Below are 23,801 nucleotides of genomic sequence, written 5' to 3'. Positions count from 1 at the left end.
CAGGCCCATGCGTGTTACGGCAGTTCATCGGCACCAGGTAAGCGGGTCGTGCGCGCATCGCCTGCACGCTTCCGGTAGTGCTCCACCCACTCCATGGTCTGTGCGATACCACCGAAGGGAAAAAGATGCGGGCTGACCTGCCCATGGGCTTCGGTCAGGCCCTCTGCCAGGCGATCCACGAACACATCCGGCCCGGCTCTTCCCAGCAGGCGGCCGATGGAGATGCCGTAGCGGGACAGCATCGAGGTGCTTGCAGCGACGCCGCACATGGCCGCATAGCGTACAAGCCGCGCGATGCTGGCCGGCCCGGGGACGCCCACCAGCACCGGATGGGTGATGCCACGGGCGCGCAGTTCATTCAACCAGGCAAGAACGCTATCGGCGTCGAATGCGAACTGGGTGATGACCAGCGGTGCCATGCCTCGCTCTTCGATACGCTGGCACTTGCTTTCAAGCACGCGCCACCCCTCGGCGCTGGTCATCACCGGATGGCCTTGCGGATGCCCGCCCACCCCCACGACCTTGATGCCGGCGCGCTCCAGAATTCCGCTCTCGATGATCGATGTGCTGTCGGCGAACGGCCCGGCAGGCGTGGCAAGATCGCCTGCGATCACGAAACAGCGCTCAATGCCGGCGTCGATGACGGCACGCTCGATGAAGTGCTCCAGCGCCGCCCGCGAGCCGAGGCGGCGTGCGGAAAGGTGCGGCATCGGCTCGAACCCCAGTTCGCGCACCCTGCGTGCCGCCGCCAGTCGCGCAGCATCGTCCTCGCTCGGCAGGTAGGGAATGGAAATCGTCGTCCCCCGTGCAATGCGGGTGGCTTCGGCGCGCAACGCAGGCATGGCCTTGGCACTGACTTCCAATGAAAAGGCGTTGACGAAGGTCTGCGCCAGTGGCTCCATGCGGCCAACGCGTGCTGACATCAACCGGCTCCACGCAGGCTGCCGGCGCTTATGGAGCTGTTCCGTGCCAGTTCGACAAATGCCTGCAGGTAATCGATACCGGTATCGGCCTCACGCGCGCCCAGGTAGATCTGCTTGGGAATGCCTTTCGCGCCCAGACGCACCGGCACCACGTCCATGCGGGCCGCGTACTCCTCCACCAGCCAGCGCGGCATGGCGGCCACGCCGCGACCGCTGGCCACCATCTGCATCATGATGTCGGTGGTTTCGATGGCCTTGTGGCGCCGGGGCGTGATGCCGGCCGGCAGCAGGAACTGGTTGTAGATATCCAGCCGCTCGAACGGCACCGGATAGCTGATGAGTATTTCCTGGCTGAGCTGGCGGGGCTTGACGTACTCGACCGACGCCAGCGCGTGGCCCTTGGCCACCACCAGCACCTGCTCGTAATCGAAGACGGGGACGAATTTCAGGCCCGGCTTCAGCAACGGGTCGGGCGTGACCAGCAGGTCGATCTCATAGCCGAACAGGGCGCCGATGCCGCCGAACTGGAACTTCTGTTTGACGTCCACATCGACGTCGGGCCAGCTGGCCAGATAGGGCGAGACGATCTTCAGCAGCCACTGGTAGCAGGGATGGCATTCCATGCCGATGCGCAGCGCGCCACGCTCGCCCTGCGCGAACTGGCCCAGCCGTTCCTCGGCCAGGTCCAGCTGCGGCAGCACCCGGTTGGCCACCGCCAGCAGGTACTGGCCCGCCTGGGTCAGGCGCAGGCTGCGGCCTTCGCGCAGCCAGACGTTGGTGCCCAACTGCTGCTCCAGCTTCTTCATGCTGTGGCTCAAGGCTGACTGGGTCAGGTTCAGCACGCCGGCGGCGGCCGTAAGCGACCCCTGCTGCTCGACCTGCTGCACGATGCTGAGATGGATCCGCTCCAACATGACGATGAATCTCACTCATGGATTGGTGAAGTAATACCATTTTACGTCATGGGAAGGGCTGGCTAGCATCGGCTCATGCCTTCGGATCCCTGCCAGCCCGGTTACCCCACCGGCCAGCAGGACTGCGCCCCTGCAGATCACCCCGAAGCAGCCCCTCCCCTGCTGAAGCGAAGAGATGACCCGCCCCCTCCGTATCGTCGCCGTTTCCGGCGGGCTGCAGCGCCCTTCAAGGGCCGCGACCCTGGCCGAGCACCTGCTGGACCTGATCGGTGAAGGCGTCCCCTGCGATCAGCACCTGATTGAACTGGGTGAACTGGCGCCGCAACTGGCCGGTGCGCTCCGGCGCTCGCAGTTGCCCGAAACCGTAGAGCGGCAGTTGGCCGCTGTCGAGCAGGCCGATGTACTGGTGGTGGCCACGCCGGTCTATCGCGGCTCGTACACCGGCCTGTTCAAGCACTTTTTCGATTTCATCGACCAGGACGCGCTGGTCGATACCCCGATCCTGCTGGCCGCCACCGGCGGCAGCGAACGCCACGCGCTGGTGATCGACCACCAGCTGCGACCGCTTTTCAGCTTCTTCCAGGCGCGAACCCTGCCCTTGGGTGTCTACGCAACCGACAAGGATTTCGCAGACGGCTGCGTGCAGAACGAGGCCCTGATGCAGCGGGCGCGGCTGGCGGTGCAGCGAGCGATGCCCCTGCTTGCCCTCTCCCATCGTGCAGCACCTGCCGTTACCGAGGCCGCTGCAGTCCTCTGAATGCCGAATGCCAGCGACCTGCATTCGGATGTCACCCCCGCAACCCGGAACGCCGCCCATGACGACCGAGAACTTCACCTTCAGCATCACGCGCATCCCCTTCAACGAGGACTACCAGCCCGCTGACGGCACGCGAATCACCACCAACTTCGCCAACCTGGCCCGCGGCGAATCCCGCCAGGAAAACCTGCGCAACACGCTCGGCATGATCAACAACCGCTTCAACGATCTGGCGCACTGGGACAACCCCAGCGCGGATCGCTACGCGGTCGAGCTGGACATCATCTCGGTGGAGATGCACATCGATGGCAGCGACGGCAGCGATGCGTTCCCGTTGATCGAGGTGCTGCGGCCGACCATCGTCGACACGCGTACCGGCGTGCGTACGGAAGGCATCGTCGGCAACAATTTCTCCTCCTACGTCCGCGACTACGATTTCAGCGTCGTGCTGCCCGCCAGCAACGAAGGCAAGGCCACCTTCGGCATTCCCGAAGACTTCGGCGATCTTCATGGCAAGCTGTTCAAGCACTTCCTGGCGTCCGACGCCTACCGTGCGCACTTCAGCAAGCCGCCGGTGATCTGCATCAGCGTTTCCAGCAGCAAGACCTACCACCGCACCGAGAACCACCACCCCATCCTGGGCGTGGAATACCGACAGGACGAGTTCTCCCCCACCGACCAGTACTTCGACAAGATGGGCCTGCGGGTGCGCTACTTCATGCCGCCAGGCAGCGTCGCGCCACTGGCGTTCTACTTCCAGGGTGACCTGCTGGGCGACTACTCCAATCTGGAACTGATCGGCACCATCAGCACGATGGAGGCCTTCCAGAAGATCTACCGCCCCGAGATCTACAACGCCAATTCCGTAGCGGGCAAGGTCTACCGGCCCAGCCTGAAGCACCAGGACTATTCGTCCACCCGCATCGTCTACGACCGCGAAGAACGCAGCCAGCTGGCGGTCAAGCAAGGCCGGTTCACCGAAGAACATTTCATCAAGCCGTACCGCGCCGTGCTTGAGCAGTGGGCCGCCCGCTGATCCACCGCTTTTCCATTCGCCCCTCAGGACACAAGACGCAATGTCGACGAAGAAACTGCTCCCCACCTCCACCGCAGGCAGCCTGCCCAAGCCCTCCTGGCTGGCCGAGCCCGAAAAGCTCTGGTCGCCCTGGAAGCTGCAGGATGACGGCCTGATTGAAGGCAAGCAGGATGCCCTGCGCCTGTCCCTGCAGGAACAGCAGCACGCCGGCATCGACATCGTCAGTGACGGCGAACAGACACGGCAGCATTTCGTCACCACCTTCATCGAACACCTCAGTGGCGTCGATTTCCAGAAGCGTGAAACCGTCCGCATCCGCGACCGCTACGACGCCAGTGTGCCCACCGTGGTGAGCGCTGTCAGCCGCCCGAAGCCGGTGTTTGTGGAAGATGCGAAGTTCCTGCGCAGGCAGACTACGCAGCCGATCAAATGGGCGCTGCCGGGCCCGATGACCATGATCGACACCCTGTATGACGCGCACTACAAGAGCCGCGAAAAGCTGGCCTGGGAGTTCGCCGGGATCCTCAACCAGGAAGCCAGGGAACTGGAGGCGGCCGGCGTCGACATCATCCAGTTCGACGAACCGGCCTTCAATGTGTTCTTCGATGAAGTGAACGATTGGGGTGTCGCTGCACTGGAGCGCGCGGTCGAAGGGCTCAAGTGCGAAACCGCGGTGCATATCTGCTACGGCTATGGCATCAAGGCCAACACCGACTGGAAACAGACGCTGGGTTCGGAATGGCGCCAGTATGAAGAGTCGTTCCCGAAGCTGCAGACGTCCAGCATCGACATCATCTCGCTGGAGTGCCACAACTCGCACGTGCCGATTGACCTGATCGAGTTGGTGCGCGGCAAGAAGGTGATGGTCGGTGCCATCGATGTGGCTTCCAGCACGGTCGAAACGCCGGAGGAGGTGGCCAACACGCTGCGCAAGGCCCTGCAGTTCGTGGATGCTGACAAGCTCTACCCCAGCACCAACTGCGGCATGGCACCGCTGTCGCGTGACGTGGCACGAGGCAAGCTGCGCGCGCTCAGCGCGGGCGCACAGATCATCCGCGACGAGATTCTGGCCCGCGGCTGAGCACGAGTGCGCATGCGGGCGGACACGTTTGGATGGATGAGGCCAAGGCCGCGCGCCAGTGCGGGAGCCCACCGCTCCCACACTGGCGCCGCCTCCCCTGCTCCTGCGCCCGAAACTCAGCGCTGCTGATCCTTCAGGAACAGCCAGGTAATCAACGTGGCATCCGGGCCCTTGGGGTCGGTGAACGGCAACCCGGACTGGCTGCCGCTCCAGGCATGCCCCATCCCCTGCACCACGTAATGCTGGACCAGCGTCCTGCCGCCATAGGTGTAAGAGTCAACCGTGTAGGCACGCCCACCCGGCACCTGGCCGTGGAAGGTGCTGGTCGGCACGTACTTCACCGAGTCGTTGTCCAGGCCATCGTCGGCCAGGTCATTGGTCTGCAGGAACTGGCGCACGGCCTGCTGCCCGTTGATCGGGTTCACCGTGGCGTCGGCGGTGCCATGGAAGACCAGCACCGGGATCGGCCGCGGCGACGGCGAGCCCGAGCACTGCCACGCCAGCCGCCCGTTGCTGTCCGGTGAGTAGATGCTGCCGGCCAACAGCGCATAGGCACTGCCGGAAATCGTGGTCGCGCCCTTGTACATGCCGCCGGAATGGATCGCGCCCGCCGCGAATACATCCGAATAACAGGCAAGCATGATCGAAGTCATCGCCCCGCCGGCGGAAATGCCGGTGACGTACACCCGGTGCGGATCGATGCTGTAGCCCGCTTTCACCTTGTCCACGATGCCGGCCAGGATGGAGGCTTCGCCACTGTCGCGCGCCTGATTGATCGGCAGCTGCCAGTTCCAGCAGCGTGCGGGGTTGGAGGTTACGTTCTGCCGCGGGTAGACCACGATGAAGCCTTCGGTGTCGGCGACCTCGTTGAAGCCGGAGGCCTCGCCCATCAGGTTCGGCCCGGTCACGCAGCCGTGCAGTACCAGCAGGAGGGGCAGTGGCCGCGTTTCATCGTAGCCGGCCGGCACCCACACCTGGTACTCGCGGGCGCCGAACAGATTGCCGTACAGGCCAACATCCCAATGTCCGGATGGGTCTGCCGCGGAGGCGGTACCCGTGGTGGCCAGCCAGGTGCACAGCAGCAGCATCAGCGCCTTGATTGAATCGATTCCAGATTTCATGACCAGATCCTCATGCGTGAGTCGTGGATGAAGTGGTACCGGAAATCCTCGTGGACCGACCTTCCAGAGGGTGCTGCGACGCCGCTGTCAAACCCAGCCGGTGGCGTAGTAGATGCCGATCACCACGAACACCGCGAGGGTCTTGATGATGGTCACTGCGAAAATGTCCTTGTAGGCCTGGCGATGGGTCAGCCCGGTGACCATCAGCAGGGTGATGACCGCACCGTTGTGGGGCAGGCTGTCCATGCCGCCCGATGCCATCGCGGCAACGCGATGCAGCACCTCCATCGGGATGCCGGCAGCCTGCGCGTTGGCGATGAAGGTCTCCGACATTGCCGCCAGGGCGATGCTCATGCCGCCCGATGCAGAGCCGGTGACGCCGGCAAGACCGGTTACGGTGACCGCTTCATGCAGCAGGGGGTCCTTGATCGCCCCCAGCGCGTTGGCCACCACCATGAAGCCCGGCAACGCGGCGATGACCGCGCCGAAGCCATATTCCGAGGCGGTGTTCATGGCGGCCAGCACTGCACCACCGATCGCCGCCTTGGTGCCCTCGGCAAACTGCGTGACTACCGGGCGCCAGGCCAGCGCCAGCACCGACAGGATGCCAACCAGCAGCGCCCCCAGCACGGCCCAGATTGCGGTGATCTTCGCCACGCCCTGCACCACCGGCGCCGAGCTGCCCATGATAGACGGCACGAAGCTGTGCTCCGCGCCGTACCAGTGCGGTATGCCCAGGGTGAACAGCTTGTTGGACACAAACACCAGCATCAGCGGCAGCACGGCAATACCCGCGTGCGCCAGATGGGTGCCTGCGAACGGTGCCGGCTCGTTCACCAGGGTGGCCGGGTCTCCGTAGCCCTCGCCACTGCGTACCGCCGCGCGACGGCGCCACTCCAGGTAGGCCATGCCCACCGCAAGCACGAACACACTGCCCAGCGTACCCAGCACCGGAGCCGCCCAGGTATCGGTGCCGAAGAACGTGGTCGGGATGATGTTCTGGATCTGCGGCGTGCCCGGCAATGCGTCCATGGTGAAGCTGAAGCCGCCCACCCCCAGCGTGGCCGGAATCAGGCGCTTGGGGATGTTGCTCTGGCGGAACATCTCGGCCGCGAACGGATAGACCGCGAACACCACCACGAACAATGATACGCCGCCATAGGTGAGCAGGCCCGACACCAGCACGATCGACAGCATCGCCCGCTGCGGTCCGAACAAGCGGATCGCCGCACCCACGATCGAGCGGGAGAAGCCGGACAGTTCGATCAGCTTGCCGAACACCGCGCCCAGCAGGAACACCGGAAAATAGAGCTTGAGGAAGCCGACCATCTTGTCCATGAACAAGCCGGTGAACATCGGTGCCACCAGCGAGGGATCGGTGAGCAGCACTGCGCCAAGCGCGGCGATGGGCGCGAACAGGATCACGCTGTAACCGCGGTAGGCCACCAGGATGAGGAAGGCCAGCGCTGCAAGTACGATCAGTAACGACATACGGCGCTTCCGGATGGGGACGCGCCCAGTATCCGGATCTGGTGACCGCTGCCGACTGGACCTAGGTCCACTCGCCGGTGCGCAACCGCGCCGCTAGCCTAGCGTCCATGGGTGGCAATGGGCCATTCGCCGCGTACATGCCTTGGGGGAGGACCGAATGAAACGGAATTGCTTGAGCCTGATGATCGGCACGCTGTTGGCCACCGGGCCGGTCCTGGCGCAGGACACACCGCAGGGCACGCCGGCAGCCGCCCGCACCGCTTCGGCCACCAACCTGGACAGCATCACGGTGACCGCACGCAAGCGCGAGGAAACCCTGCAGGAGGTTCCGGTTGCCGTCACCGCCTTTACGTCCGAAGCCCTGGACAAGATGAACGTCCAGGACATCAGCGACCTTGATGGACAGGTCCCCAACCTGACCATCTACGCGGCGCGCGGCGCCAGCAGCACGGTCACCGCCTACATCCGCGGCGTCGGCCAGTCCGACCCCACCTGGGGCGCTGACCCGGGCGTGGGCATCTACCTGGACGACGTCTACATCGCCCGTCCGCAGGGTGCGCTGCTGGACGTGTTCGACGTCTCGCGCATCGAGGTGCTGCGCGGTCCGCAGGGCACGCTGTACGGCAAGAACACCATTGGCGGTGCCATCAAGTACATCTCGCGCGGCCTGCCCACCCAGACCGAAGGCTTCGCCCAGATCACCGTGGGCAACTACAGCCAGCTGGACGCCAAGGCGGCGATCGGCGGCCCGATCGGCGGGGCCGACAGCGGCCTGCGGGCGCGGGTGGCGGTCGCCAGCATGAATCGTGACGGCTTCGGCGAGAACACCTTCACCAACCAGCCGGTCAGTGACAAGCAGATCAATGCGGCACGCTTCAACCTGGGTGCGTATGCGCGCGACGACTTCGACGTGCAGTTCGCCCTGGACTGGATCGATGACCAGTCCGGCATGCGTGGCTCGAAGATGCTGGCACCCAACCCGTTCGTGCGCGCCTACCCGCCGATGGATGACCGCTACGACATCCGCTCGGGCATGCGCAACCTCAACAGCGTGGAGACCAAGGGCGCCTCGGCCACGGTGAACTGGCGGCCCAGCGAAGACGTTGCATTGAAGTACGTGGTGGCCAAGCGCGAGTCGGACAGCGACGCGAACATCGACTTCGACAGCACGCCGGTCAAGCTGGCCGATGTGGGTGGCACTTATCATGATGACCAGGTCAGCAACGAGGTGCAGCTGAACTACGATGCCGGCGGCCGCGTGCGCGGCGTGGTGGGGCTCTACCAGTTCAGTGGCGAGGCCGGCGGACAGATCCGCAACAACTTCTTCAACCTGCAGTTCGGCGACACCCGCGGCAAGGTGCTCACCGACAGCATCGCGCTGTATGCCGACTGGACGTTCGACCTGACCAGCAAGCTGAAGCTGGACGTCGGCGCCCGCTATACCGACGAGGACAAGCGCGCGATCGTGCTCAACCGCTTCTACTCGGATGCGACGTTCACCCGTCCGATCGCGGTCGCCGCCGATTTCGACAAGAAGACCAATTTCAAGAACGTCTCGCCCAAGGTGTCGCTGGATTACCAGATCACCCCGGACATCATGGTCTACGGCCTGGCAACGCGTGGCTTCAAGTCGGGCGGCTACAACATCCGCGCCAATGCCGTTGCGGTGCCACGCTCGGCCGAGCCGTTCGATGACGAGACGGTCGACAGCTTCGAGATCGGCAGCAAGATGGCCTTCCTTGACCAGCGCCTGTTCCTGAACCTGTCGGCGTTCCACAACAAGTACAAGGACATCCAGCTGTCGGTGTTCACCGGCATCGATACCAACGGCGACGGTGTCGACGATGCCTTCTTCGGCGATTTCACCAATGCCGGCGCCGGCACCATCAATGGCCTGGAAATCGAGTACCAGTACCTGCCCAGCCAGCACTGGCTGATCTCCGGCAACCTGGCCTGGCTGGATGCCAAGTATGACGAGTACTTGGACCGCGGCGTCAACGTGGCCAAGCAGATGAAGTTCACCAACGCACCGGACTTCTCGGGCGCGTTGAACGTGGAGTACCGCACCGAGCTGGCCAATGGCAGCAACCTGTCCGCACGGGTGAGCTACAGCTACCAGAGTGAAGTGTGGCCGACCACCGATCTGAGCCCGGTGATCCGCCAGGACGGCTACGGGCTGGTCAATGCCGGCGTGATCTGGAAGCTCGACGACGCCTGGACCTTCTCGCTGCAGGGCACCAACCTGGCCGACAAGGAATACCGCACCACCGGTTACAACATTCCGGCGGTCGGCACGCTGATTGGTTTCTATGGGCCGCCGCGCCAATATAGCCTCAGCGTCCGTTACGACTTCTAGGAAGCTTCTGCATGACACCGTCTTACGATGATCTGTACTGGAAAAGTGACGATGGCCTGCGCCTGCATGCGCGTGACCATGCACCTGCAGGCGCGGAGCCGGCGCGCGGCACCGTGGTCTGCATCCCCGGCCTGACCCGCAATGGCGCCGACTTCGATGCCCTTGCGCAATCGTTGACCGCCGTCGGCTGGCGGGTGATCGCAGTTGACCTGCGTGGACGCGCAGGTTCGGAACGCGCATCGGACCCGTCCAGCTACAACCCGCGCACCTATGCCGACGACATGGTGGCCCTGCTGCGGTCACAGAACATCGACAAGGCGGTATTCGTCGGCACCTCGCTGGGGGTGCTGGTCACCATCACCCTGGCCTCGCGTGCGCCCGGGCTGATCGCCGCAGCAGTTCTGAACGATGCCGGCCCCAAGGTGCCGCGCGAAGCGCTGGCGCGGATCGGCAAGTACGCCGGCAAGCCCGTGCCGCCGATGGATCTGGCACAGGCCACGACCTATGTGGAATCCATCGGCAAGGCCGCGTTTCCGCGCTTCACCGCCGAGGACTGGCGGGCGATGGCCGTACGCACGTTCCGCCAGCGCAGCGATGGCCTGCTGGAACTGGACTACGACCCGACGGTGATCCGCACCACCCGGCCGTGGGTGCTGTGGCTGCTGCGCCCGGTGCTGTGGCGCGCTGTGCGTGGCCTGACCTCGCGGGTGCCGGTGCTGGTGGTCCGCGGAGCGTTGTCGGACATCCTGCCTGCCGATGTCGCGCAGCAGATGGCCGCCACATCGCCCAACGCCCGCCTCGTTGAAGTACCGGAGGTAGGCCATGCTCCAATGCTGTCCGAGCCCGAGGCGCGTGACGCGATCCTGGCATTGCTGGATCGCGTGCGATGAGTTCCGGCGTGTCGAGGGATGCGCTGCCTGCCGCCCTGCAGGCCCTGCACCAATGGGCGGCAAGTGAGCGGCTGAGCGGCAGCACGCGCATCGCGCAGTCGCGCATTGATGCTTTCGCCGAGGCCACCGGCGACCACAACTGGATCCACACCGATCCGGCCCGGGCACAGACCGGCCTGCCGGGCGGGCAGACCATCGCCCATGGGTTCCTTCTGCTCTCGCTTACCGTAGAGGACGACGTGGCGGCCCTGGCCGGTTTTCCCGGCATCGCCCACGTACTGAACTACGGCTTGAACAAGGTCCGCTTCCTGGCGCCGGTGCCGAGCGGTTCCGAGGTGCGGGTGCGCTCACAACTGGTATCTCTGGAAGCGCGCAGGCCCGGGCAGTGGCTGCTGACCCAGCACAAGACCGTGGAAGTGGTTCCCGCCGGCGAGGTGGCTGTGGTCGCCGAACAGCTGTCGCTGATCGTGCTCGCCGACTAGCGCCGCCCTACCCCCGCAGCGCAGGACCGGCCCGCTGCCCGCCGGCCGCGGTTCTCTCTACACTGGAGCGATGTTGACGCCCTCCATCGTCCTGTTCGCCTGCATCGCGTGGACCGTGCTGCTGTTCGGCGTCGCCCTGTGGGGGGAACGCCAGGGGCATCGGCTGTCGAAGGTATGGCCAGCCATCTACGCGCTGTCACTGGGCGTGCACTGCACGGCGTGGACCTACTACGGGGCCGCCTCGCAGGGCGTGCAGTGGGGCTTCCCGATCCCGCCGACACTGATCGGCATGGCCCTCATTTTTGCCTTCGGCCTGCCGTTCCTGGTGCGGCTGGGGCGATTGGCCAAGCAGCACAACAGTGCCACCATCGCCGACCTGGTGGTCGCGCGCCTGCGCGCCGACCAAGGGCTGGGCATCACCATTACCCTGGTCGCGCTGTTCGGCATCATTCCCTACATCGCACTGCAGCTGAAAGCGGTCAGCCAGGGCCTTGCCGCCCTGCTCGGTGATCAGTTCGCACCCGTTGGCTGGCAGCTGGACGTGTCGTTCTGGTTCGCACTGACGATGGCGGCGTTCACCACGCTGTTCGGTGCACGCAAGGCGTCGGCGACCGAGCACAACCGCGGCATCGTGGTCGCGCTGGGCCTGGAATCGCTGTTGAAGCTGACGGCACTGCTGGCCATTGGCCTGTATGCCGCGCTATCGGTGCACAAGGCCGGCACGCCGCTGCTTGAGAAGATGGCGCACCTCCCGCCGCCGGCAGTGGTGCCGGATTACCTGACCATGGTGGCGCTGGGTGCCATGGCCGCGTTCACCCTGCCCCATCAGTTCCATGTAGGTGTGGTCGAGCTGCGCCAGTCATCGGACCTGAAGACGGCGCGCTGGCTGTTCCCGGTCTACCTGCTGTTGATCGGCCTGCCGTCGGTGCCGATGGCACTGGCCGGTGCCGCGCAGCTGCCGCCCTCGATGACGCCCGATCTGTATGTGCTGGCCCTTCCGCAGGAGCGCGGCCATCACCTGCTGGCACTGCTGGCATACCTGGGCAGCCTGAGTGCCGCCACCGGCATGATGATCCTGTCCGGGCTGACCCTGTCGATCATGCTCGGCAACCACGGCGTGGGCTCGCGCCTGCTGAGCGGCGTCAATGGCTTCAACACCGGCGCGGATCTACGACCGCGGGTGCTGGCCTTCCGGCGCGCCGGCATCCTCGCCGTGTTCCTGATGTCGTGGCTGTACAGCCGTGCGATGAGCGGCACCGAGGCGCTCAGCGATTTCGGCCTGATGTCGTTCACCGCACTCTCGCAACTGGCACCGGCGGTGCTGCTGGCGGTATACCGTCCGCGCACGCCCTCCCCGGCCATCATTGCCGGCATCGTGCTGGGCTCGCTGGTCTGGTTGTGGCTGGTGCTGCTGCCCATGGTGCTCCCTGCCCCGCTGGCGTCGGCCGGTCCCGACGGACTGCACTGGCTGGCGATGTTCTCGCTGCGCATGCAGCCGGGCCATATCGCCATCAGCATGGGCGCCAGCCTGGCCGTCAACCTGGTAACCGTGGTGCTGGTGTCGCGCGCGGTGCGTCCTTCTGTGCCTCGGCAGCGCGACGCGGTGGCCGCTGCATCGTTGCGCAAGACGGCTGGTCGCTTCCTCGGCCAGGAACGGGCACGCCAGCTGATGGACGGGCACGCCGGGCAGATGCTGGACGACGACCGGGTGACTGCCATCGAGCGCGAACTGACCGCCGTGGTCGGTGCAGGCATGGCGCGGCTGCTGGTGGAGGCGGCACGCGATGGTGGCGCAGCGCCGCTGGACGCTGTTACCCGCGCGGTCGGTGAAGCCACCCAGGTACTGCGCTTCAACCAGCGCCTGCTGGAGGCTGCCCTGGAGAACATGAGCCAGGGCATCAGCGTGGTCGATGCGCAGTTGCAGCTGGTGGCCTGGAACAGCCGCTACGCCGCGCTGTTCAAGTTCCCGCCGGAGCTGCTGCAGGTGGGGCAGCCGGTGTCGAACTTGACGGCGTGGGCACTGGGACAGCTGAAGATCGGCGACACCCCTGGTGACTCGCGCGACAAGGCGTTGCAGCGGCGGGTGGTGCACATGCGGCGCGGCACGCCGCACCTTTCCGAGCGGATTTTCCCGGACAACACCATCGTTGAGATCCGAGGCAACCCAATGCCCGGTGGCGGCTATGTGGCCACCTTCACCGATGTCACCGAGTTCCGGCGGGCAGAGGACGCGCTCAAGCGCAGTAACGAAACCCTGGAGCGTCGCGTACAGGACCGCACCGCCCGGCTGGAGCAGGCGGTACATGAAGCCGAGCGCGCCAACGTGGCCAAGACCCGCTTCCTGACTGCGGTCGGCCATGACCTGATCCAGCCCCTGCATGCGGCGCAGCTGTTGACCGACGCCATGTCGCAGCACATCGAATCGGAATTCCTGGACAGTTTCCTGCGCCAGATTCGCGGCGCGCTGGATTCCACCGACGATCTGCTGTCGGGCCTGCTGGATATTTCGCGACTGGAAGCCGGTGGCCTGGTGGCCGATCCGCGCCCGTTCGCATTGTCGACCGTGCTGGAGCCGCTTGCGCAGGAGTTCGCCGTGCTGGCCGCGGCACGCGGCCTGCAGTTCCGCCATGTGCGCACCCGCGCGTGGGTGCACAGCGACCCGTTGCTGCTGCGCCGCGTACTGCAGAACTTCCTGGCCAACGCCATCCGCTACACCCGCCGTGGCGGCGTACTGCTGGGCGTTCGCCGGCAAGGCCAGGCACTGTCGATCGGCGTGCATGACAGCGGCCCCGGCATCGCGCCGGAGCAACAAGCCGTGGTGTTCGAGGAATTCCACCGTGGCGACCGCAGCAATGGCCAGGGCCTCGGTCTTGGCCTGACCATCGCGCACCGCATTGCCGACCTGCTGCATGCACCGTTGGAACTGCAAAGCGAACTGGATCGCGGCTCGGCCTTCTCCATCACCGTGGCGCGTGCAGCGCCGCCTGAGGCCCCACGCACTGAATCTGCCGCTGGCAACAGCAGCATCAAGGGCATCCGCGTGCTGGTGGTCGACAACGATGCGGAGGCGCTGGAGGCACTGCGACAGATGCTGCTTGCCTGGGGCTGCGATGTCATCGCGGCGCGCGATGTCGCTGCGCTGGATGCGTCAGCACATGAGGCGGCACTGTGGCTGTTCGACTACCACCTTGATGAGGGCGATACCGGCGTCGCACTGTGGAAGCGCCTCGTCGCCGCGCATGGCGCGCGGCCGACGGTGATCCTCAGCGCCGATACCGGTAGCGACACGCGCGATGCAGTGCGCAGTGTGGGCCTGTCACTGCTGAACAAGCCGTTCAAGCCGCTGGCGCTGCGCTGGGCGATCAACCATCTGCTGGCAACGGCCAGCACGGAAAGGACCTGACGAAGGATCAGGCGTCCTGCGCGTCTTCGATCTGCCGGGATGGGTCGGTCAACCCCATTTCGTGCAGCACGCGGATGGCCTGCGCGCGATTGCGTACGCCCAGTCGTCCCATGATGCGGGTCATGTGTGCCTTGACCGTGCGCAACTGCACGCCCAGCCGGTCGGCGATCTGCTTGTTGAGCAGCCCTTCGGCCACCAGGCTCAGCACTTTGTACTGATGCGCGGACAGGCTGGACAAGCGCGCGGCAAGATCGGCGTCCTTGCTGAAGGGCGCCACCCGCGCCACCGGCTCGCGCAGCAGCGCCGGTATCCAGCGCTCACCTTCCAGCACGGTCTGCAGTGCGGACTGCAGGTCGGTCAGGCCCGAGCTCTTGGGCAGGTACCCGGCTGCGCCCAGGTCGATGGCGCGGCGGATCACGTGCGGCTCTTCATTGGCCGAAACGATGATGATCGCCAGCCCCGGTTGCAGCGCACGTATGGTTGCCAGTCCGGCAAGGCCGTGGTTGCCCGGCATGTGCAGGTCCAGCAGCATCAGATCGATCTGCTGGCTCTCGATCGCTTCGAGCACGCCGTGCAGCGAATCGGCCTCGCTGATCTGCAGGTCAGCCACTGCCTCTTCGGCGGCGCGATGCAGCGCCGCGCGGAACAAGGGGTGGTCATCGGCGATGAGCAGGGTCGGCATGTCCAGCCGAGGTTAGCAAATCGCCTGCGCCTGGGCACGGGTACCAAGGTACGCTGGCGTGCGTCGCCCGGATGGTTAGGGTGGAGCAATGAACATCCACCGCCCCGTCATGCTGCTGTGCGCCGCGCTGCCATTGCTTCTGGGCAGCATCTCCAGCACTCACGCCGCCCCGCCCCGCCCCACTACCGCTGTTCCGGTGTTCGAGCAGTGGCGGGAAACCGTGCATCGCGGCAGCGACGAACTGCTGACCGCAGGCCTGGGCATCGACGCCCTGCGCTCGGCCACCGCGCCGGCGTTTGCCAACCCGGCCCAGCCCACAGCGGAGGAAGTCCGGCGTCGTGCGATCTGGAGCAGCTGGCGCGGCATCGCCGACCTGACACCCGGCGGCGGCTTTGGCGATGTCTACGGCAGCCTGCAGGCGGTACCCGGCCGCGAATTCTCCGCCTATGCGCGCGTTCCCGGCGCCCGCCATCCCCATCGGGTACTGGTGCAGGTGCCCGACAGCTTCGACGCCGCGCGGCGTTGCCTGGTCGTCGCGGCATCTTCCGGTTCGCGTGGCATCCATGGCGCGATCGCGGTTGCCGGCAGCTGGGGCCTGGCACATGGCTGCGCGGTCGCCTATACCGACAAGGGCGCCGGCAGTGATTACTACGATCTGGACGCCAAGGCCGGCTTCCAGGCGGACGGCACGCCAGCCAGCCAAGGCGCGTTGGCCTTCATTCCTGCGGGTGCGACAGCCGCGCAGGGAATCGCCTTCAAACATGCCCATTCGGGTGACAACCCGGAAGCAGACTGGGGACGCCATCTGCTGCAGGCGCTGCAGTTCGGCCTGCAGGCGCTGGACCGCGCCTATCCGCAATCGGCCCCGTTCACTGCGGCCAACACACGCACGCTGGGCGTGGGCGTATCCAATGGCGGTGGCGCCGTGCTGCGTGCGGCGGAGATCGAAGGCGACTGGTTCGATGCAATGGTGGCCGGCGAACCCAATGTCTCGGTGGCAGGCGCTCCGCCGCTGTACGACTTCGTCACCCAGGCCGCGCTGCTGATGCCCTGTGCCCTGCTGACCGAGGACGATCTGCCACAACCGCCGATGCGGGCGCAGGCCGTGCCGGGGTGGACCCAGCGATGTGCCACGCTGAAATCCGCTGGGTTGGTGCAGGGCGATGACACTGCAGCACAGGCACAGTCGGCACGACAGCAGCTGCTCGACGCGGGTTTGAGCGCCGATGCACTTCGCGCCGGTGCATTCTCCACCGGTTTCGATCTGTGGCGCGCCATCGCAGCGACCTACTCGTCAGCCTATGGACGCTACGCCGCGGGCGAACATCCCTGCGCGTACAGCTTCTCGGCCGCCGGAACAGACGGCAGACCCCACGCGGCCACGGCCGAGGTTCGTGCAACCTGGTGGAGCGAGGGCAGTGGCATCCCGCCGGGCAGCGGCGTGGTGCTGGTGGATGGCAATGCCACCGGGGCAGCAGCTGATCCGCTGCGTGGCCTGAACTGCCTGCGTGCACTCGGCGAGGGCGACAGCGCCGATGCCCGACGGGTACGCGCCGGCATCGCCGCAGCGACTGCCAAGGCGCCGCGTCGCGGCCTGCCGATCGTGCTGATCCATGGCCTGGACGACGGGCTGGTACCGATCAGCATGACCAGTGATCGCTATGTGCCACTTGCCCGCAAGGCCGGGGCGCAGATCGCCTATTGGCGGGTGAACAAGGCACAGCACTTCGACTCGCTGCTGGCCTTCCCGGACTACCGGAAGCGCTACGTCCCGCTGCTGCCCTACCTGTTCGCGGCGATGGACCAGGTGTGGGATCACCTTGAAGATCCAGCGCGAGCGCTGCCGCAGGATGCACTCATCCAGCCGAGCCCACGCGCGGAAGCGCCGCTGCTGCGCGAGCAGCTGTCCATTCCCGCGCACCCCGGCCGCTGACGCGCCGCCCCATCAGGAAGATCACATGTCATTCGCCACCGCCGCAGACGCGCCCGCCACCGAGCCTCATGCCTATCCCCTGCTGATCAAGCAGCTGCTGCTGACACCTCTGGCAGTGCGTCCACAGCAGGAAATCGTCTACGGCGACAAGGTCCGCTTCGATTACCGCACCCTGCAGGCGCGCATCGGCCAGTTGGCCGGGCTGCTGACCTCGCTCGGGGTAAAGCGCGGCGATACGGTGGCAGTGATGGATTGGGACAGCAACCGCTACCTGGAGAGCTATTTCGCCGTGCCGATGATCGGAGCGGTGCTGATGATGGTGAACATCCGCCTGGCGCCCGAGCAGATTGCCTATACGCTCAATCACAGCGGTGCGCGGGTGATCCTGGCCAACCGCGAGTTCCTGCCGGTGCTTTACGCCATCGAAGAACAGCTGCCGGACGTGCGCACGCGCATCCTGCTGGATGATGATGAGGGCCCGCTGCCAGCGGGTTTCGTGACCGAGTATGAGACCGGGCTGCGCGAGGCCACGCCCATCACCCGCTTCCCGGACTTCGACGAGAACACTCGCGCCACCACGTTCTATACGACCGGCACCACGGGCCTGCCCAAAGGCGTGTACTTCAGCCATCGGCAACTGGTGCTGCACTCGCTTGCGGCGATGGCAGCCCTCGGCAGCGCGTCCAGCCAGGGCCGCCTGCACCGCGACGATGTCTACATGCCGATCACGCCGATGTTCCATGTCCATGCCTGGGGCATGCCGTACGTGGCCACGCTGCTGGGCATCAAGCAGGTCTACCCCGGTCGCTACCTGCCGGGGGCGTTGCTGGCATTGATCGCCCGCGAGAAGGTGACGTTCTCGCACTGCGTGCCGACCATCCTGCATATGCTGCTGGGCCATCCCACTGCTGCCGATACCGACCTGCGCAACTGGAAGGTGATCATCGGCGGCGCGGCACTACCGCGGGCCCTGGCGCAGCAGGCACTGGCCCGTGGCATCGACATCTTCGGCGGCTACGGCATGTCCGAAACCTGCCCGCTGCTCACCCTCGCGCAGATCGATGCCGACGCCGTGGACGGCCCGGACGAGGAGCTGTCCCTGCGCACCAAGGCCGGCATTCCGGTGCCATTGGTGGATCTGCGCATCGTCGACGAACGCATGAATGATGTTGCCCACGATGGCATCGCCACCGGGGAAGTGGTGGTGCGCACGCCCTGGCTCACTCAGGGCTATCTGCACAATCCAGACGCTTCGACGGCGTTATGGGCCGGCGGTTACCTGCACACCGGGGACATCGGCAACATCGATGGCAGCGGCTACCTGCGCGTGACCGACCGCATCAAGGATGTGATCAAGACCGGTGGCGAGTGGATCTCCTCGCTCGCCCTGGAGGACATCATCGCCCTGCATCCGGCGGTCAACGAGGTTGCGGTGATCGGCATCAGCGATACGAAATGGGGCGAGCGACCGCTGCCGTTGGTGGTCCGGCAGCACGGCAGCGATGTGACCGAGGCGGAGATCATCGAACTGGTCGCAGCACGCAGCCGCTCCGGTGATATCTCCCGCTACGCGATCCCCGACCGCGTCAGCTTCGTCGATTCGCTGGAACGCACCAGCGTGGGCAAGATCAACAAGAAGAAGCTGCGCAGCCTGCATGATGTGGGAGCAGCCACCGACGCAGGTTGACGCTGATGCCTGCGGTCAACAGAGGGTCACTTCGTTCTTCTGGTTGGTCGCCCTGCGCGCCCGCTCCGCTGGCGCCGTGGAGGATCCAGCAGATCCATCAGCCTGACCTGGTTGTCGGTGCAGGAAATGCCCTCAGGACGCTGGGTGACACCCTCGATGATGCCCAGCAGGCGCGCTTCGTTCTCCTGCAGTTGCAGGATCAAGCGCCGGATCTCGGCCAGGCGCCTGCCCAGCGACTCGACCAGGCCTTGGTGATCGCACGCCTGCGTGCCCCCAGGCAGGAAATGCCGGATCTCATCAAGTGAGAAGCCGACGCGTTGCGCGTTGTCGATGATCTGCAGCACGCCCAATACGTCCGGGGAATAGATCCGGTAGCCGTTGCTCCCCCTGGGCGGCGCGCTGATCAGGCCTTCGGCCTCATAGAACCGGATACGCGATGGGGCCAGGCCCGTGGCCTTGGCCAGATCCCCGATTTTCATCTTGACACTGCCCCTTGACCTTCAAGTTGACTTTAAACATACACTGCCGCGACCGTCAGCGTGAGAGGTTGCCGACGGCGGTCTGGCGAGCACCCGCGCGGCACTGAAATGCGGGCGCCCTGGGCTGAACTTCCACCCCGGGCGATCAGAGGCCCAGACGCCCAAGGAAAAGAGATGCAGACCATTCTGGGAGCAAACGGCCAGATCGCCCACGAACTGGCGCGCGAGTTGAGGCGTACCTACACCGACGACCTTCGCCTGGTGAGCCGCACGCCGCGGCCGGTCAACACGGGCGACCAGCTTGTGCCGGCGGACCTGCTGGATGCAGAGCAGACGCTGAAAGCCGTTGAAGGCAGCGACATCGTCTATTTCACCGCAGGGCTGCCGCCGGATTCAGGGCTCTGGGAGCGGCAGTTTCCTTCCATGCTGAGGAACGCACTGGATGCCGCCGTCGCCACCGGCGCTGCATTTGCGTACTTCGACAATACCTACATGTATCCGCAGACGGCGGCTGCGCAGACCGAGGACACCGCCTTCGCACCGGCCGGCAGGAAGGCACGCGTGCGCGCAGAGATGGCGCGCATGGTCCTGGATGAGATGGCAGCCGGGCGCATCGCCGTCACCATTGCCCGAGCACCGGAATTCTATGGCCCGGGCGGCACGCAGAGCTTCACCAATGCCCTCATCATCGACAGGCTGAAGGCTGGCAAGTCGCCGCGCGTGCCACTGCGCGACGATACCCTCAGAACGCTGATCTGGACGCCCGACGCCAGTCGCGCGCTCGCACTGCTGGGCAATACGCCCGACGCGCAGAACCAGACGTGGCATCTGCCCTGCAGTGAGCCGAGATTGACCTATGCCCAGTTCGCCACCCTGGCCTGCACTGTGTTCGGCAGGCCGGACACCCATGCCACCCTCGGCAGGACTGCGCTGTACATCGCCGGCCTGTTCTCGAAAGGTGCGCGCGAGATTCGGGAGCTGCTGCCGCGCTATGAGCATGACAATCGCTTCGAATCCGGAAAGTTCAAGCAGCGCTTTCCCGACTTTCCCGTAACCAGCTACGACGCAGGACTGCGGCAGATCAAGCACGAATGGGAAACCGGAAAATGAGCCAGAGGCGTATCTGATGAACCGTCGCATCCTTCATGTTGTCACCAACGTCGCGCATTACGATGACCCCAGCCACAGGACCGGGCTCTGGTTGTCGGAACTGACGCATGCCTACGACCTGTTCGCTGGGCAAGGCCATGAACAGCACCTGGTCAGCCCACGCGGCGGGCACTCACCACTTGAGCCGCGCTCGTTGAAATGGCCGGCGCTGGACCATTCGGCGAAGGCATGGCTGCAGGATCCGGCGCGCATGGCACTGCTGGACAACACGCTCGCCCCCGACAACGTCGACGCTACCGCTTACGACGCGATCTACTTCACCGGTGGGCATGCGGTGATGTGGGATTTCCCGGACAGCGAGGCCATCCAGAAAATCACGCGGGACATCCATGAGCAGGGCGGAATCGTCTCGGCGGTCTGCCACGGCTATTGCGGCCTGCTCAATACGCGGCTGAGCGATGGGAAACTGCTGGTGCAGGGCCGGCGGGTAACAGGATTCTCCTGGACCGAGGAAATCCTGTCGGGTGTTTCCAGGCAGATGCCGTACAACGCGCAGGCGGAAATGTCCCGGCGGGGAGCCCTGTACGAGAAGGGGCTACTGCCGTTCGTGCCGAAGGTGGTTGTCGATGGCAAGCTGGTCACCGGCCAGAATCCGCAGTCGGCCAAGGCGACGGCAAAGGCGGTTGCGGCGCTGCTGCGCACGTCCGGCTAGCGCCGGCCATTTGCCTTTCAGCGCTGCGTCTTCCAGCACATCCTGGCGCTGGAAGGCGCAGCTCAGCGGCTGGACGCAGCTGGTAACCGGGCCAGCAGATCCGCCCGGCATGCATCCAGGATTTCGTCCGCTAGCGGCGATTCGTCCGGGCAGGACCTCGACAGCACCAGCGCGCCGACCGCTTGAGCCATCAGCGCAATCCTGCGCGCACGCGCCGCATCGTCCGGATCGCGCTGCACCTGCCCCTCCTGCGTGACACGTGTTGCCAGCCTGGCCTCGATGCCGGCCGCAAAGGCAGCCTTGACCGCGTCCGTCTGCCGCGCCGCATCGGTGCACAGCGCCGCCAGCGTGCAACCTTGGCCAGGCCCGTCGCGGTGCGCGCGGGAAAGGTACTCGCTCACGAATGCCTGGACATCCAGCTCGGCCACCGCTGCAGCCGAGCTGGTCAGGCCGCAGGCGGCTGCTTCGGCCATCAGGTCGGCCTTCGAACCGAAATGCTTGTAGAAGCCGCCATGGGTGAAGCCAGCGGCGGCCATCAGGTCGGCCACGCCAACGCCGTCGTAGCCGCGCTCGCGGAACAGCGTGGAGGCGGTTTCGACGATGTGTGCCCGGTTGGCCTGAGCCTGTGCCTTGGTGACCTTCATGAGCCTTCGCCCTTGGGAGTCCTGTCGCGTGTGGAGGGCACTTTAACACACATAGATTATATTCATCATCAAACCATTGACATCAATGATGATGGTCATCATCATTGATCCAGACCCTTCCTCCTCCGTAGACGAGCCCACCCCCCCCATGTCCGACGCCACGCTTTTCCAGCCCTATACCCTCGGCCCGCTGACGCTGGCCAACCGCATCGTGATGGCACCGCTGACGCGCAACCGCGCCGGCGAGGGCCTGGTGCCCAGTCCGCTGGCCAGCACCTACTACGCCCAGCGCGCATCAGCCGGCCTGATCATCACCGAAGCCACCCAGGTCTCGGCGCAGGCGCAGGGCTACCAGGACACCCCGGGGCTGTACACGCAGGACCAGATCGACGGCTGGCGCACCGTCACCGATGCGGTGCACGCACGCGGCGGGCACATCTTCGTGCAGCTGTGGCACGTCGGCCGCATCTCGCACGTCGACCTGCAGCCCGGCAACGCCGCACCGGTTTCCGCCTCGGCCCTCCGCGCGCAGACCAAGACCTTCGTCAACAATGGTTTCGTCGATGTGTCCGAGCCGCGCGCCCTGGACATCGACGAGCTGCCCGCCATCGTCGACGATTTCCGCCAAGCCGCTGCCAACGCCATCGCTGCGGGTTTTGACGGCGTGGAGATCCACGGCGCCAACGGCTACCTGCTCGAACAGTTCATCAAGGACGGGGCCAACCAGCGCACCGACGCGTATGGCGGCTCGGTCGAGAACCGTGCCCGCCTCCTGCTTGAGGTGACCGCTGCGGTGGCGCGCGAAATCGGCGCTGACCGCACCGGCGTGCGCATTTCGCCGGTGTCGCCGGCCAATGCCATTTCCACCGTCAGCGATCCGCAGCCCCAGTACGACTACATCGTCGATCAACTCAGCGCGCTGGGCATTGTCTACCTGCATGTGGTCGAGGGCGCCACGGGTGGCCCGCGCGATGTGGCACCGTTCGACTTCGATGGGCTGCGCCGTCGCTTCAACGGCACCTACCTGGCCAACAACGGCTACGACCTGCAGCTGGCCAGCGCCCGTGTATCCGAAGGCAAGGCCGATCTGGTCGCCTTCGGTCGCCCGTTCATCAGCAACCCCGATCTGGTCGAGCGCCTCAAGCGCGGCGCAGCGCTGGCGGCACTGAACCCGGCCACGCTGTATGGCGGTGGCGCCGAAGGCTACACCGACTACCCCACCCTGGCTGAAGCGCACGCGCAGTAACGCGGCCGCCCGCATCCGACACGTCCCCCGTCCAGAGAATCCATCATGTCCGTCCTCCCTTCCGTCCTCATCACCGGCGCTTCCAGCGGCATCGGTGCCACCTATGCCGACCGCTTCGCGCGGCGCGGCCATGACCTCGTCCTGGTCGCGCGTGACAGCGCCCGACTGGAAGCACTCGCCGCGCGACTGCGCCAAGAGACCGGCGTGGCGGTGGACATACTGCCGGCCGATCTCACCCAGGCTGACGCGCTGGCCACGGTCGAGGCACGGCTGCGCGACGATGCGCGCATCGGCATCCTCATCAACAATGCCGGTATCGCCCAGTCCGGAGACTTCCTCGCACAGTCGGCCGACGCCATCGAACGCCTGGTCACCCTGAACACCACCGCGCTCACGCGCCTGGCCGCCGCCATTGCGCCGCGGCTGGTCGGTGCCGGCAACGGCGCGATCGTCAACATCGGATCGGTGGTTGGCCTTGCACCGGAGTTCGGCATGTCCGTGTACGGCGCAAGCAAGGCGTACGTGCTGTTCCTGTCGCAGGGCCTGAGCCAGGAACTGGCCCCGAAGGGCGTCCATGTGCAGGCGGTGCTGCCTGCTGCCACGCGCACCGAGATCTGGGAACGCGCCGGTATCGACATCACCACGCTTGCTGAAGTGATGGACGTGGGCGAACTGGTCGATGCAGCGCTGGTCGGCTTCGATCGTCGCGAAACGGTGACCATTCCGCCCCTGCACGTGGCCGAACGCTGGGACACGCTGGATGGCGCACGTCAGGCCCTGCTCGGCGACATCCGCCAGGCGCACGCCGCAGAGCGCTACCGCACCGGCGCCTGAGGCCGGCCTCCGTTGCATCC

Annotated in this window: 20 protein-coding genes; 13 read left to right on the top strand and 7 right to left on the bottom strand. The window is 65.7% G+C overall.

The genetic code is table 11. The annotated features are described in order from the left end of the window. Positions 1 to 14: 14 nt before the first annotated feature. Together AC07UW_RS08805 and AC07UW_RS08800 are read right to left on the bottom strand one after the other, a co-directional pair. Complete coding sequence (locus AC07UW_RS08805) at positions 15 to 902, bottom strand: methylenetetrahydrofolate reductase (RefSeq protein ID WP_495211940.1); 888 nt, start codon at positions 900 to 902, stop codon at positions 15 to 17. Between the two features lie 20 nt (positions 903 to 922). Then, positions 923 to 1,837, bottom strand: coding sequence for a LysR family transcriptional regulator (locus AC07UW_RS08800; RefSeq protein WP_495211855.1), 915 nt, complete (start codon positions 1,835 to 1,837; stop codon positions 923 to 925). A gap of 175 nt (positions 1,838 to 2,012) precedes the next feature. Between AC07UW_RS08800 and msuE the strand changes: the two genes are divergently transcribed. The 3 genes from msuE to AC07UW_RS08785 are packed head-to-tail and all read left to right on the top strand — an operon-like array spanning position 2,013 to position 4,711. After that, positions 2,013 to 2,594, top strand: a complete 582-nt coding sequence (gene msuE, locus AC07UW_RS08795; protein WP_033831130.1) for an FMN reductase — start codon at positions 2,013 to 2,015, stop codon at positions 2,592 to 2,594. A gap of 58 nt (positions 2,595 to 2,652) precedes the next feature. Next, a complete protein-coding gene (locus tag AC07UW_RS08790; protein WP_495211854.1) occupies positions 2,653 to 3,630 on the top strand; it encodes a DUF1852 domain-containing protein in 978 nt (325 codons plus the stop codon). A gap of 40 nt (positions 3,631 to 3,670) precedes the next feature. Further along, complete coding sequence (locus AC07UW_RS08785) at positions 3,671 to 4,711, top strand: methionine synthase (protein ID WP_223495141.1); 1,041 nt, start codon at positions 3,671 to 3,673, stop codon at positions 4,709 to 4,711. Between the two features lie 116 nt (positions 4,712 to 4,827). On the opposite strand, the gene AC07UW_RS08780 is transcribed toward AC07UW_RS08785, so the two are convergent. Continuing rightward, the gene (locus AC07UW_RS08780; RefSeq protein WP_312785750.1) at positions 4,828 to 5,832 is read right to left on the bottom strand and encodes an extracellular catalytic domain type 1 short-chain-length polyhydroxyalkanoate depolymerase; all 1,005 of its coding nucleotides are present in this window, start codon (positions 5,830 to 5,832) and stop codon (positions 4,828 to 4,830) included. Positions 5,833 to 5,919: 87 nt separating this feature from the next. Continuing rightward, on the bottom strand, positions 5,920 to 7,323 hold the full coding sequence (locus AC07UW_RS08775; protein WP_495211853.1) for a GntP family permease: 1,404 nt from the start codon (positions 7,321 to 7,323) through the stop codon (positions 5,920 to 5,922). Between the two features lie 181 nt (positions 7,324 to 7,504). On the opposite strand from AC07UW_RS08775, the gene AC07UW_RS08770 reads away from it, so the two are divergent. The 4 genes from AC07UW_RS08770 to AC07UW_RS08755 all read left to right on the top strand — a co-directional run bounded on the left by AC07UW_RS08770 (position 7,505) and on the right by AC07UW_RS08755 (position 14,454). After that, positions 7,505 to 9,679, top strand: a complete 2,175-nt coding sequence (locus AC07UW_RS08770; RefSeq protein WP_495211939.1) for a TonB-dependent receptor — start codon at positions 7,505 to 7,507, stop codon at positions 9,677 to 9,679. 11 nt (positions 9,680 to 9,690) lie between these two features. Continuing rightward, entirely contained in the window at positions 9,691 to 10,569 is an 879-nt protein-coding gene (locus tag AC07UW_RS08765; protein WP_336028534.1) for an alpha/beta fold hydrolase, read from the top strand. Then, positions 10,566 to 11,051, top strand: coding sequence for a MaoC family dehydratase (locus AC07UW_RS08760; RefSeq protein WP_336028536.1), 486 nt, complete (start codon positions 10,566 to 10,568; stop codon positions 11,049 to 11,051). Before AC07UW_RS08765 ends, AC07UW_RS08760 begins: the two co-directional genes overlap by 4 nt. Positions 11,052 to 11,121: 70 nt before the next feature. After that, the gene (locus tag AC07UW_RS08755) at positions 11,122 to 14,454 is read left to right on the top strand and encodes a hybrid sensor histidine kinase/response regulator (RefSeq protein ID WP_495211852.1); all 3,333 of its coding nucleotides are present in this window, start codon (positions 11,122 to 11,124) and stop codon (positions 14,452 to 14,454) included. A gap of 7 nt (positions 14,455 to 14,461) precedes the next feature. Here the strand turns inward: AC07UW_RS08755 and AC07UW_RS08750 are convergent, their stop codons facing one another. Further along, complete coding sequence (locus tag AC07UW_RS08750) at positions 14,462 to 15,136, bottom strand: response regulator transcription factor (RefSeq protein WP_025874518.1); 675 nt, start codon at positions 15,134 to 15,136, stop codon at positions 14,462 to 14,464. A gap of 88 nt (positions 15,137 to 15,224) precedes the next feature. Here AC07UW_RS08750 and AC07UW_RS08745 point away from each other — a divergent pair, with 88 nt between their 5' ends. Together AC07UW_RS08745 and AC07UW_RS08740 are read left to right on the top strand one after the other, a co-directional pair. Continuing rightward, entirely contained in the window at positions 15,225 to 17,069 is a 1,845-nt protein-coding gene (locus AC07UW_RS08745; RefSeq protein WP_336028548.1) for a 3-hydroxybutyrate oligomer hydrolase family protein, read from the top strand. A 25-nt stretch (positions 17,070 to 17,094) separates the two neighbouring features. Continuing rightward, complete coding sequence (locus AC07UW_RS08740) at positions 17,095 to 18,756, top strand: fatty acid--CoA ligase (RefSeq protein ID WP_336028551.1); 1,662 nt, start codon at positions 17,095 to 17,097, stop codon at positions 18,754 to 18,756. 26 nt (positions 18,757 to 18,782) lie between these two features. On the opposite strand, the gene AC07UW_RS08735 is transcribed toward AC07UW_RS08740, so the two are convergent. Next, entirely contained in the window at positions 18,783 to 19,235 is a 453-nt protein-coding gene (locus AC07UW_RS08735) for a MerR family transcriptional regulator (RefSeq protein WP_336028552.1), read from the bottom strand. Between the two features lie 174 nt (positions 19,236 to 19,409). Between AC07UW_RS08735 and AC07UW_RS08730 the strand changes: the two genes are divergently transcribed. Together AC07UW_RS08730 and AC07UW_RS08725 are read left to right on the top strand one after the other, a co-directional pair. Next, entirely contained in the window at positions 19,410 to 20,345 is a 936-nt protein-coding gene (locus AC07UW_RS08730; protein WP_336028556.1) for an NAD-dependent epimerase/dehydratase family protein, read from the top strand. 16 nt (positions 20,346 to 20,361) lie between these two features. Next, on the top strand, positions 20,362 to 21,057 hold the full coding sequence (locus AC07UW_RS08725; RefSeq protein ID WP_495211851.1) for a type 1 glutamine amidotransferase domain-containing protein: 696 nt from the start codon (positions 20,362 to 20,364) through the stop codon (positions 21,055 to 21,057). A gap of 62 nt (positions 21,058 to 21,119) precedes the next feature. Here AC07UW_RS08725 and AC07UW_RS08720 read toward each other — a convergent pair whose 3' ends face one another. Further along, entirely contained in the window at positions 21,120 to 21,701 is a 582-nt protein-coding gene (locus AC07UW_RS08720) for a TetR/AcrR family transcriptional regulator (RefSeq protein ID WP_336028563.1), read from the bottom strand. Positions 21,702 to 21,849: 148 nt separating this feature from the next. On the opposite strand from AC07UW_RS08720, the gene AC07UW_RS08715 reads away from it, so the two are divergent. Next, positions 21,850 to 22,947, top strand: coding sequence for an alkene reductase (locus AC07UW_RS08715; protein WP_336028566.1), 1,098 nt, complete (start codon positions 21,850 to 21,852; stop codon positions 22,945 to 22,947). 45 nt (positions 22,948 to 22,992) lie between these two features. Beyond that, positions 22,993 to 23,781, top strand: coding sequence for an SDR family NAD(P)-dependent oxidoreductase (locus AC07UW_RS08710; RefSeq protein WP_025874510.1), 789 nt, complete (start codon positions 22,993 to 22,995; stop codon positions 23,779 to 23,781). The last annotated feature ends 20 nt before the right edge of the window (positions 23,782 to 23,801 follow it).

It is taken from the genome of Stenotrophomonas sp. GW821-FHT02D01 (assembly GCF_059421765.1).
This window is presented reverse-complemented; position numbering and strand designations above follow the sequence as displayed.